9 protein-coding genes are annotated in these 11,570 nt (G+C 45.3%); 7 read left to right on the top strand and 2 right to left on the bottom strand.

All coding sequences use genetic code 11. The features are described 5' to 3' along the window. The 3 genes from B2089_RS04730 to B2089_RS04720 all read left to right on the top strand — a co-directional run. Positions 1-1,167: class I tRNA ligase family protein (locus B2089_RS04730; protein ID WP_296686171.1), on the top strand; the 1,167-nt coding region annotated here is incomplete at its 5' end. A 105-nt stretch (positions 1,168-1,272) separates the two neighbouring features. Next, on the top strand, positions 1,273-3,366 hold the full coding sequence (locus B2089_RS04725) for a PTS sugar transporter subunit IIC/EAL domain-containing protein (protein ID WP_296686166.1): 2,094 nt from the start codon (positions 1,273-1,275) through the stop codon (positions 3,364-3,366). Positions 3,367-3,631: 265 nt separating this feature from the next. Continuing rightward, complete coding sequence (locus tag B2089_RS04720; RefSeq protein WP_296686163.1) at positions 3,632-6,571, top strand: DNA methyltransferase; 2,940 nt, start codon at positions 3,632-3,634, stop codon at positions 6,569-6,571. 16 nt (positions 6,572-6,587) lie between these two features. Here B2089_RS04720 and B2089_RS04715 read toward each other — a convergent pair whose 3' ends face one another. Next, positions 6,588-6,962, bottom strand: a complete 375-nt coding sequence (locus B2089_RS04715; protein WP_296320771.1) for a hypothetical protein — start codon at positions 6,960-6,962, stop codon at positions 6,588-6,590. A gap of 79 nt (positions 6,963-7,041) precedes the next feature. Between B2089_RS04715 and B2089_RS04710 the strand changes: the two genes are divergently transcribed. Together B2089_RS04710 and B2089_RS04705 are read left to right on the top strand one after the other, a co-directional pair. Beyond that, positions 7,042-8,355, top strand: coding sequence for an HAD family hydrolase (locus B2089_RS04710; RefSeq protein ID WP_296320768.1), 1,314 nt, complete (start codon positions 7,042-7,044; stop codon positions 8,353-8,355). 58 nt (positions 8,356-8,413) lie between these two features. Continuing rightward, positions 8,414-9,463: a lipid II:glycine glycyltransferase FemX gene (locus B2089_RS04705; protein WP_296320764.1), complete on the top strand. Its 1,050-nt coding sequence runs from the start codon at positions 8,414-8,416 to the stop codon at positions 9,461-9,463. An 8-nt stretch (positions 9,464-9,471) separates the two neighbouring features. Here the strand turns inward: B2089_RS04705 and B2089_RS04700 are convergent, their stop codons facing one another. Then, positions 9,472-10,329: a LysR family transcriptional regulator gene (locus tag B2089_RS04700; RefSeq protein WP_296320760.1), complete on the bottom strand. Its 858-nt coding sequence runs from the start codon at positions 10,327-10,329 to the stop codon at positions 9,472-9,474. Between the two features lie 110 nt (positions 10,330-10,439). Between B2089_RS04700 and B2089_RS04695 the strand changes: the two genes are divergently transcribed. Together B2089_RS04695 and B2089_RS04690 are read left to right on the top strand one after the other, a co-directional pair. Next, entirely contained in the window at positions 10,440-10,949 is a 510-nt protein-coding gene (locus B2089_RS04695; protein WP_296320757.1) for a flavodoxin, read from the top strand. A 153-nt stretch (positions 10,950-11,102) separates the two neighbouring features. Then, positions 11,103-11,570, top strand: a 468-nt coding sequence (locus B2089_RS04690) for a flavodoxin (protein WP_296686158.1), incomplete at its 3' end; no start/stop codon positions are given.

Below are 11,570 nucleotides of genomic sequence, written 5' to 3'. Positions count from 1 at the left end.
CAGGAAAAATACAACAAGGAGCTTATCGGAAACTTAGGAAACCTTGTGAACCGAACCCTTCTTTTCATCAACAAAAATTACGGCGGAAAAATTCCTCAGGGAAAGAAAGACGAGGCATTGTGGAAAGAAGTCCTGGAGCACGAAAAAAAGGCTACCGAGCATCTTGAATGGGCGGAGCTAAAAGACGCTTTCCACGAGATTTTTGCAATTTCCGACATCTGTAACAAGGCATTCCAGGCAGCAGAGCCGTGGAAGGCAATCAAAACAAACAAGGAAGTCAGCGATAATGTTCTCTACAACCTGGCCTATGTAATAAAAGACCTGATGATTATGATTCAGCCTTATCTTCCTCAGTATTCTCAGGTTGTGGCAGGCTACTTGGGTCACACAATCTATGACGCTCACTACGGTTTTGAGGCAAAAGAAGGAAGCCTCACCTGGGACGATTTGGGCAAAATGGAAGGCCTGGACGGGGTCTCAGAGACAGCCGTTTACTTCACGCCCCTTGACAACAAGACCGTAGACGCATTCCGCACGAAATTTTCTGGTAAGCAGGGTGAGCCTAAAAAAGATGAAAAGTCTAAGAGCCAGCAGAAAAAGGAAAAGAAAGCGGAGCCAGCAGGTTCTAAAGAACCTCGCGAAGAGAAGCCTGCCCTCACTCCCGAAGAGCAGATTGCCTTCTTCAACGCCAACATCGAGCTTAAAGTTGCAAAAATCGTTGACATCAAGCCAAATCCTGACGGCGACAAGCTCTACATTGAGACTATGGACGACGGAAGCGGAAAGCCCAGGACAATCCAGTCAGGATTACGAAAATACCTTACCGAGGCAGACCTTCTTGGAAAGCATGTGGTCATCGCTTCAAACCTCGCTCCACGAAAGATGCGGGGTGTGGAAAGCTACGGAATGCTCCTTGCTGGTGACTACACCGAAGACGGAAAAGAATGCGTTGAGGTTCTTGACGCTTCCTGGGCGGCTCCCGGTACAAAAGTCGTTCTTGAAGGAAGCGACGTTAACGCGGTCAAAAAGGCTGAAATCTCCGGCGACGAATTCTTCTCGGTTTCAATCGAGGCAAAGGACGGACTAGTGCAGATTGCAGGAAAAAAACTTCTTGCTGACGGACGGGAGATTAAGACTGTTAAGGCGCTCAATGGCGAGATTGGGTGATGTAAGTTGATTTTTTTGAGACCTGTATCTTTTTTGGGTGCAGGTCTTTTTTTGTATCCTTAACTTTTCCTTAACAAATCCCGGAACTTGCGTTATACTGTTCCTATGAAAACACGATTTGCTTATTTTTGGACTCTTGTTTCTCGGACGATTCGGAACGGGCTTGTTATGGTGCTTCCGGTGCTTCTTATCGGAAGCTTTTCGGTTCTACTTGTCTATTTCCCGATTCCGGCTTATCAGAAGTTTATCTCGACTTTTTGGGGCGGGGCGATTCAGAACCTGCTTTTTATGGTTCAGCTTTCAACTCTGGGGCTTCTGCCGGTTTATATGACGGCTTCCATCAACCTTAGTTTCACGGCTTTGACTGAGGATGGGCAGAGGCTTTCAGAGCGGGTTTCAAGTCTTCTTTCTGCTCTCACTTGTTTTTTCATCAGCACTGGGGTTTTTAGTTCTGGCTTCAATATTCTGGATTTAAGCAGTCAGGGGCTTTTCAGTTCCCTTTTGGCGGGCGTTTTTGCTTCGGTGCTTTATCAGAAGTTCGAGTTACTTTTCAAAAAGAGGATGGGGCTTTTTATCGAGGGGGCTGACTCTGCTTTCACTTCCGCTCTTGGGCTCATGCTTCCTTATCTTTGCACGGTTCTTGTTTTCCTTTTTGCAAACTTTCTTATCACTGTGATTTTCGGGGTTTCGGGGATTCAGGATTTGTTCATCAAGGCGGTCACACTTCTTTTCTCGAAGATGCATCGCTCTTATGCCAGCGGATTTTTGTTCATTTTGCTTAGCACGGCATTATGGGGAATCGGCATTCACGGAAACAAGGTTCTCGACAGCGTTGCGGTGGGGATGTTCTCCGACATCATTCCAGGCGAGACGGTCTCAAAGACTTTCATCGACACTTTCTCTTTCATGGGCGGAACCGGAACGACTCTCGGTCTTGTGATTGCGCTTTTCATTTTCGCCCGAACTTCTAATTCCAAAAAACTTGCCCGGCTTGCCCTTGCTCCATCTCTTTTTAACATCGGGGAACTGGTCGTGTTTGGCTTTCCGGTGATTTTTAATCCTTATCTGATTGTGCCGTTCATAATCGCTCCTGAAGTCTGCTATTCGTTCACTTATTTCTTTACGAAGATCGGATTTTTGCCACAGGTCGTGGGCGAGGTGAACTGGACGACTCCGATATTTTTGAGCGGATTTCTTGCGACAGGAAGCGTGAGGGCGATTTTCGTTCAGGTTCTGAATATCGCAGTTTCCGTCGCAATCTACACGCCCTTTCTGATTCTCTACGAAAAGAAATTTGTGAACAGGCTTTCTAATTCGATGGACTCTCTCGTGAAAATTTTAAAACACAGCGAGGAGACGACGGAACCAGTCACTCTGACCGAATGTGAGGGAAACGAGGGTAGGCTTGCGAAGCATCTTGCAAATGACCTTGAAGAAAGCATGAAGATGGGATTTGTGGAAACGCCGGCTTTGGGCGAAAGTTCACTTCTTATGAAATACCAGCCTCAGTTCGACAATCACGGAAAATGCATTGGGGCGGAGTCACTTTTGAGATGGAATCATGCACAGTATGGGATTGTCTATCCGCCTCTGGTCGTTCATCTTGCGAAGGAAAGCGGACGGCTCTTTGACCTTGAGATGGCGATTATCGAAAAGTCAGTAAAAGATTCTGTTGAATTAAAGAAAGTCTTCGGCGAAACTTTTAAACTCAGCGTGAATATCACGGTCTCTTCATTGAATGATAAAAGGCTTCTTCCGTTCTTAAAGTCTCTCACGGAAAAATATCCGTTCAAACAGGGCTCGGTCTGCATTGAGATTACCGAGGAAACCGCACTTGAGACCACGGAGCAGACTTCGGCCCTCATGAACTCGATTAAGGAGATGGGCTTCATCTTCGCCCTTGACGATTTCAGCATGGGGCACACGAGCCTTCAGTACCTTCAGTACAATCAGTTCGACCTCGTTAAGCTCGACGGAAATCTCGTAAAGTCACTTCTGGGGAATGTACGCACGAAGGAAATCATCAACTCGATTGTGTACCTGTCAAAGTCTCTTGGCTTCAAGGTTCTCGCAGAATTCGTGGAGACCAAGGAACAGCAGGAAGCGCTTGAATCTATCGGGGTCAATCTGTATCAGGGATATTTGTACAGCCCGGCGATCGATAAGGAAGCATTCATACAATTCGGAATGCGGAATTAGGAGTTCAGACTCGTGGTGAGCGGGGGTGTCTATGCTCTTGATAGCAATCATTTTTTTTGCAGGCTTTTTGTTTCTGACTTTTCTTCAAGTGTTCTATTGGCTGGTTATTATAGCAATCGCAATTATTGTTGTTTGTATTCTTTGTTCTATTGTCTCATTTAAATCAAGAAAGGATTCTCATACTCAAAATAGAATACCCGATAACTCCACGGACGAATTTGATAATAATCTGTAAAAATCCCAAAAAACATGCTATAATATTTCTATGACACAGACAGAACAGATTGCAGCAGCAAAAGAATTTGCAGAATTTTGGGAAAATAAAGGCGATGAAAAACAGGAATCGCAGAGATTTTGGATTGATTTGTTACAGAATGTGCTTGGAGTTACGAATCCGGCAAAATATATTGAATTTGAAAAGCGTGTTCAGCTCTCGCACACAAGCTACATCGATGCATATATTGCCGACACTAAAGTTTTAATTGAGCAGAAAGGAATCAAAATTGACTTGCACAAAGCGTATGAGCAGAGTGACGGAGCAGTTTTAACACCTTTCGAGCAGGCAAAGCGTTATGTGGGCGAGATGAAAGCAAGTGAAAAGCCTCGCTGGATTGTCGTGTGTAATTTCGCTGAGTTTTTGATTTATGATTTGGAAAATCCACAGGAAGAACCTCAGCAAATTTTCTTGAAAGATTTACCCAAAGAATTCTACCGTCTACAGTTCCTTGTTGACCAGAAGAACGAGAATATCCGTCGGGAAGAAGAAATATCGATTGAGGCTGGAAAACTGGTTGATAAACTTTATCAAGCACTTCTTCCACAATATAAAAATCAAGACGAAAAATCACTTCGCTCGCTCAATATTCTCTGTGTTAGAATCGTTTTCTGTCTATATGCCGAGGATGCAGGGCTTTTTGAGACTCGGACAGCTTTCGAAGATTATATCCGTGGTTTCAATTTGCCTAATGTGCGCAAAGGCTTGATTGAGCTTTTCAAGGCTTTGGACACAAAACTCTCTGACCGTGACGAATACGACGAGAGCCTAAAGCCTTTCCCTTATGTGAACGGCGGACTTTTCAAGGATGAGAACATCGAGATTCCGAACTTCACACAGGAAATCGTTGATGTAATCGTGAATGACTGTGCCGTTTTCAACTGGTCGGAGATTTCACCTACGATTTTTGGTGCGGTTTTTGAGTCCACTTTGAACCCTGAGACAAGGCGCAAGGGCGGAATGCACTACACGAGCATCCAGAACATTCACAAGGTAATCGACCCGCTTTTTATGGACGATTTGAATGCCGAATTTGACTCAATCTGCGCAACCAAAACGGCAAAGCAAAAGACCGAAAAGCTGCACAATTTTCAGACAAAGCTCGGCTCGCTCAAATTCCTTGACCCGGCCTGTGGTTCTGGAAACTTTTTGACCGAAACATATCTTTCTCTCCGCCGATTGGAGAACAAAGTCATCTCGATTCTGAACAAGGGTGAGGCAGTTCTTGGCTTCGATGAGTTCATCAAAGTTCACATCAACCAGTTCTACGGAATCGAAATCAACGACTTTGCCGTGACCGTCGCAAAAACTGCCCTCTGGATTGCCGAAAGCCAGATGATAGCAGAAACCGAAACGATTCTTTCACAGAACATCGACTTTTTGCCGCTAAAAACAGGCGCGAACATCATCGAGGCAAATGCACTCCGCGTGGACTGGGCGACACTCTCCGAGGAAAGACCGACAGGTTTCCTTTTTGTGGACAAGTTGAATTTGTACGATGCGGTGGATTTTGACAATACAATCGAAGTCCACGAAGATTTTGACGAATCCTCACTGTATGGCAAACGGATGAAAGAACTGAACGCAGTCGCCCGCAATGTCGAAAAGAAAAAGCCCATCAAAGAAAAGCCAGAACCGATTGTATATGATTACATCATTGGAAATCCGCCGTTTGTGGGTGCTAGATGGATGGATAAAAGGCAGAAGGAAGAAGTTATCTTAACATTCGGCAAAGATTGGCAAGGGGTAGGCGATTTGGATTATGTCTGCTGTTGGTATAAGAAAGCCCTTGATACAATAAAAAAGACTCAAACAAGATGTGCATTCGTATCCACAAATTCAGTTACTCAAGGTGGTTCTGTTTCAAATCTTTGGAAGCCATTATTTGCCACTGGGTTACATATTGATTTTGCTTGGAGAGCTTTCAAATGGGGAAATGAAGGCTCTGCAAGAAAAATGGCGGCTGTTCATTGCGTTATCATTTCATTTAGCACGAGTGAAAATAATAAGCCAAAAATAATTTTCTTGAATGAGAAAGAAAAAATCGAGTCTAAAAATATCAACGGTTATCTTTTGAATGCTCCAAATATTTTTATCGAAAAGCGTATGCTTCCATTATGCGATGTTCCTCAAATTTGTCTTGGCGGACAACCAATTGATGATGGAAATCTGACATTAACGGAAGAAGAAAAAGACGATTTGCTTACAAAGGAACCGCAAGCAGAAAAATTCATCCGTCATTACATGATGGGAAAAGACTTTATTGACCGAAAACCTCGATACTGTCTATGGCTACAAGGAGCAAATCCAAGCGAACTAAGAAAATGCCATGAAATAATGAAACGAGTGGAAAAAGTACGTGATTTCCGACTTGCTAGCAATAGAACAAGCACTTTAAGGGCGGCAGAAATGCCGACTTTATTCGGAGCACCTTTTGAATGTGAAAGTGACTACGTTGCAATCCCGAAAGTTTCATCTGAAAGACGACGTTATATTCCGATGGATTATCTTTCGCATGAAATTATCCCTGGCGACAAACTGTTTGTTATGCAAAGGGTTTCACCATATCATTTCGGAGTACTCACAAGCAATGTTCACATGGCATGGATGCGTGCTGTTTGTGGTCGTCTTGAAGTAGATTACAGTTACTCAAATACGATTGTCTACAATAACTTCCCATGGTGTAATCCAACAGATGAGCAGAAATCAAAAATCGAAAAGACCGCACAGGCAATTCTTGATGCACGAGCATTGTTCCCAGACGCAAGCCTTGCCGATTTGTACGACGAGCTTGGAATGCCGCCCGAACTCCGCAAAGCTCACCGAGAGAACGACAAGGCTGTAATGGCCGCCTACGGCTTCAAGCCAAGCATGACGGAAAGTGAGATTGTCGGTGAATTGTTCAAGATGTATGAGGAACTTGCGAAATAAAAACATTTATTGCAAGTTAAAGCTGGATAGGGATTCCTTTTTGCAGGGAAGATTTTGGCTTTAAAATAAGAGAAAAACTCAATCGAGACTGTTTTATTAGCTCGCATACATAAAAACAAATGAAAAAAGATGCCGAAGAATTGCACAAAAAAACAAGGAAATTGCTGATTCGAACCATGTAGTAGCCAAGCTGACTGGTGTTTCCCCGATACAAATAGGCTAGGGCATCAAAAAGAAGCAAAAATCCCGTGAAAAAATCAACAAAAATTAAAGTTCGCCTGCCATTATTCTTTAACTTGTGGCCTGACCATAAAAAAATCCCCAGCTGGAAACAAAAAAAAGCAAGAAAAACAAGAGATGAAATGCTGAACAGTCTCGTAAAATCAGTCATTTACAAACTACCTATATAAAATTTATCGATTTAAATTATTATAGCACTAATCGAGAAAAAACTCTACAATAATAAAAGTATGTCTATAGAAGTCTATGCCTTCGATTGTGACGGCACGATTATTGATTCAGGCGAGGATATCGCCGACTGCGTGAACGCTTCCCTCAAAGCCTTCGGTTACTGGGAAGTAGACACCAAGGAACTGATTTCATTCACTGGAGACGGGGCAAAAAAACTCGTCCTCCGCGCCCTCTGCCGCTCCACGAAAAACCGCTTCAACCTTGAGAGCGAATACAACAAAAAACAATTTGACTCGGTTTTCAATTACTATCTGGAGCTTTACCGTTCAAATCCAGTGGTAAAAACCCATCTTTATGCCGGAATCAAGGAACTGCTCCGCGTCCTAAAGGCAAAAGACAAAAAAATCATTCTCCTGACTAATAAGCCAATCTTTTTGGCAGAGAAGATTTTTGACCAGCTCGGAATCTCAGGCTTCTTTGACCTTCTCATAGGCCCTGAGACAGAAAAAGCCGACGGAAGCCTTGTTAAAATGAAGCCGGATCCTGACGGACTTTCTTTCGCCCTTGATTACCTTAACGATAAATTCGGTAAATCCTACAAGAAAGAAAACATCGTCATGATTGGAGACAGCGATGTGGACATTCTGGCCGGGAAAAAATTCGGCTGCATGACAGTGGGCTGCAGGGGCGGAATCGCAAACAGCGAAAAAATGCTGGCCGAAAATCCAGATTTGAGCTTTTCCGTGGCCAGCGAAATCGAAAAATTCATAGACATTCTCTCTCAGGAAAAGTGCGACGATTTTATCAAGAATTTCGCCATGAAAAACGAAGTTCCCATCATGCAGGACGAGGGGAGCGACTTCATCTGCGACTATATCACCAGTCACGGAGTAAAAAGCGTCCTTGAAATCGGAACGGCAATCGGCTATTCTGCCGTGCGCTTTGCAAAACTCTCGCCCCAAATCAAAGTGACGACCATTGAGCTTGACGAGGAGCGATACAAGGCGGCTGTAAAGAATGTGGAGGAGCAGGCTCTTTCAGAAAGAATCACCCTGATTCACGGAGACGCCCTCACGGAAGAAATTTCAGGACTCTACGATTTAATCTTCATCGATGCGGCAAAGGCCCAGTATCAGAAATTCTTCGAAAAATACAAGGCAAATTTAAGCGAGAATGGCGTAATCATCACGGACAATCTCTCATTTCACGGCATGGTGGAAGATTTGAGCCTGACCCACAATTATTCCACGAAAAAACTGGTAAAAAAAATCCGCAAGTACATAGAATTCCTAAAAGCCAACGAAGAATTCGACACAGAATTCATAAAAAAAGGCGACGGAATTTCAATCAGCAAAAAGTGTATCCGCAGCTAACTAACTTTTCTCCCTATACCCAAAATCCTTCATTTCTGATAAAATACTTTCCATAATTATGAAAAAGCGTTTTCAGCAATCGGACTTTTGGTGTGATTTTAAGTGCGCCCACGGCTGGCAGAAAGTCAGCTGTGGCGACATGAATATTCTTGTCCGCACATTCAAAAAAGCATTCATCTCTTTTTCCCTTGCCTATATCCCCCTCGCTCCCGAAAAAAATGAGGGCGAAGACGACGGCTCTTATATCGCGCGGGTGGGGGAGCTTTCTTCCAAAATAAAGGGCCTTCTTCCCAAAAACACCCTCTGCCTCCGCTATGACCTTCCTCTGGATTTTCCCACCTGCCAGGAGCGGGATTCATTCGTCAAAAATCTGCCACTTCTTTCAAAAAGCAGGAAAGTCAATATCAAAAAGAATAAAGTTGACATTCAGCCGCCGGACTCCACCTTCCTTGACCTTTCAAAGAGCGAGGAAGATTTGCTGGCTTCCATGAAAAACAAGTGGAGATACAACGTTCGCTACGCCACAAAGCACGAAGTCCAGGTTCGCGCGGTAACGGCAGATTCCCTTGATTTTGAGAAAGACTTGGACTCATTCTACGAGCTTTACAAGACCACGGCCAGCCGGGACGGAATCGGCTTGCATCCCAAAAGCTACTACAAAGACCTGCTTGAGCGTGGGGCAGAATCCGAAAAATCTGAGGGCGAGGAAAAGACAAAAATCACCCTCTACATCGCAAGCCACGAGGGCGAGGACCTAGCGGCAATCATCACCCTTTTTAATTCCAGCGAGGCCATCTACCTTTACGGCTGCTCTGGCAACAACAAACGCAATTTAATGCCGGCCTACCTTGTTCAGTGGACAGCCATAAAGGACGCAAAGGCTTTCGGAAGCAGAATCTACGACTTTTACGGAATGCCGCCCACGGACGACGAGAACCACCCCATGCACGGCCTTTATCTCTTTAAGACAGGCTTCGGCGGCGCTCATGTGCACAGGCCGGGCAGCTTTGACATTCCGCTCTCGTCTATGTATTCGCTTTACACTCTGGCAGAAAATGCCCGCGCTTTCTGGCACAAAAAGATTATGAAAAAGATTAGGGGAAGATAGGCAAAAAATTACCAATCCATTGCGCTCTTGACCGAAAAATCCACGATGCCGCGGAGTGCTTCTTGATTTTTCTTCAAAAAAGCCAGCCTGTAATGGGCGCAGGCTTCTTCGTCAGTGATTGGAACCGTCACCGCTCCCGCAGGATTCTGGGAGTGGGTGTTGGCAAGCTCAGTCACAAAGGTGAGGGGATTCTGGGAATTTATCACATTTGTGTAGACCATGATGTCGTCGTATTCAATGTATACCGCACCGGGAATCAAGTCCCGGTGAACCTTGTGCCAGAAGCCGGTTTTTGTGTACTCCCGGATTTCCTTTCCCCCAAGGTCGGCGAATTTTATGGATTTTTTCTTTGAAAGCTCATCGGTCAGGGGAATCCTCATGCAAAGCTGCTCTTCCGTAAGGGGGAGTGTGGAAATTGCCTCGCTTTCAATTTCCTTCCGCACGATGGCAAGGTCTGCCTTTTCAGAAAGCAAAAGGGAGATAATCGAGTCCTCGTCAGGCATGGAAGATGTGATTTTGATTTTTGGAAAAGCCGCTCCCAGCTCTGCCGACAGTTTCCACAAGGGAGCGGGGGCGCAGGTCACAATCCGAATGTGCTTTTCTTCGTTTTTGAGGGCATGGGCTTTTTTTACGAGGGCATCCGCGTCAGAGAGCACTTTTTTCGCTTCCTCCACAATTGCTGCCCCCGCCTCGTTCAAGACCATGCTGTTTTTCGTCCGGTCAAAAAGAGGCAGCCCCAGCTCATCTTCCAGCCGCTGAATCGAACGGCTAAGGGCAGGCTGGGAAATATTGAGCCTTTCCGCCCCATGAGAAAGCACCTTTTCTTCCGCTATGACCACAAGTTGTTTAAGCTGAACAAGTTCCATTAGCTTATTGTAACACAGATTTTCACAATGCGCTAGACACATACTGGCTTGCAAAAGTTATATTGTACAAATCTTCCTTTCTTTTTTAGAATTAAATCATGGAGGAAGACATGAAAACTCTCATCGCATATTTTTCCCATACGGGCGAAAATTACTTTGGCGGCTCAATCAAGAATATCTCAAAGGGCAACACCGAGGTTGTGGCTGAATTTGCCCAGAAGGCAAGCGGCGGCGATTTGTTTCAAATCCAGACCGTAAAGGACTATCCCGTAAACTACAAGGAATGTACCGAAGTTGCCGCCGCAGAAGGCAGGGCAGGGGAACGCCCCGCGCTCAAAGGCTCTCTCCCCAGCATAGCCGACTACGACACAATCATCCTGGGCTATCCCTGCTGGTGGGGAACCATGCCCCAGGCAGTCTTTACTTTTCTGGAGAGCGGGGACTTTTCGGGCAAAAAAATCCTGCCATTCTGCACCCACGAGGGAAGCGGCATGGGAAGGAGCGAAAGCGACATCAAAAAACTATGTCCCAAGGCGATTGTTGCAAAAGGACTGGCAGTCAACGGTTCCAGCTGCCATAACGCGGAAGCCAGCGTAAAGAAATGGCTTGAAGCAAATTGAAAGTTGAAAAGCGCAAGGGATAGTAGCCGCGCGAAGCGTTCCGAACAAGGTGAGGAATGAGCGATAGCGGAACGGCGGATAGCCCGACCCTTGCCTGGTGAGCGAAGTCGAACCAGGCAAGGGATGCGCCCAAAATATCAGGAGAAAATTTTTATGAAAATCAAATCACTTTTTTTGGCGGCTTTGGTCGGATTTTTGGCTTTGAGCACAGCTTCGGCAAAATCTCTGGTGGTCTATTTTTCCCGCACGGGAGAAAATTATGCCGTCGGAAATATCAGCGAGGGAAACACGGCCATTATCGCAAAGATGATTGCCGCAAAGACTGGCTCGGACATTTTTGAAATCATTCCTGAAAAGGACTATCCCGCTTCCTACAAGGCCTGCACCGATGTGGCAAAAGACGAACAAAAGCAAAAGGCCCGCCCGGCCTACAAGGGGGAAGTGGACACGAGCGGCTACGATACAATCTACATCGGCTACCCCATCTGGTGGGGAGACCTGCCCATGGTGGTCTACACTTTCCTTGAAAAGCATGACCTGAGCGGAAAGACAATCCTGCCATTCTGTACCCACGTAGGGAGCGACGGCTGTAAGCCGGCAAAATGCTCCAGTGGAGCATTT

The organism is Treponema sp. UBA3813 (assembly GCA_002368605.1).
Lineage (GTDB): Bacteria > Spirochaetota > Spirochaetia > Treponematales > Treponemataceae > Treponema_D.
This window is presented reverse-complemented; position numbering and strand designations above follow the sequence as displayed.

What these genes read in the sequence shown, in the direction of transcription:
- B2089_RS04725 (WP_296686166.1), top strand. Translation starts at nt 1,273, where the DNA reads ATGAAAACACGATTTGCTTATTTTTGGACTCTTGTTTCTCGGACGATT.
- B2089_RS04720 (WP_296686163.1), top strand. Translation starts at nt 3,632, where the DNA reads ATGACACAGACAGAACAGATTGCAGCAGCAAAAGAATTTGCAGAATTT.
- B2089_RS04715 (WP_296320771.1), bottom strand. Translation starts at nt 6,962, where the DNA reads ATGACTGATTTTACGAGACTGTTCAGCATTTCATCTCTTGTTTTTCTT.
- B2089_RS04710 (WP_296320768.1), top strand. Translation starts at nt 7,042, where the DNA reads ATGTCTATAGAAGTCTATGCCTTCGATTGTGACGGCACGATTATTGAT.
- B2089_RS04705 (WP_296320764.1), top strand. Translation starts at nt 8,414, where the DNA reads ATGAAAAAGCGTTTTCAGCAATCGGACTTTTGGTGTGATTTTAAGTGC.
- B2089_RS04700 (WP_296320760.1), bottom strand. Translation starts at nt 10,329, where the DNA reads ATGGAACTTGTTCAGCTTAAACAACTTGTGGTCATAGCGGAAGAAAAG.
- B2089_RS04695 (WP_296320757.1), top strand. Translation starts at nt 10,440, where the DNA reads ATGAAAACTCTCATCGCATATTTTTCCCATACGGGCGAAAATTACTTT.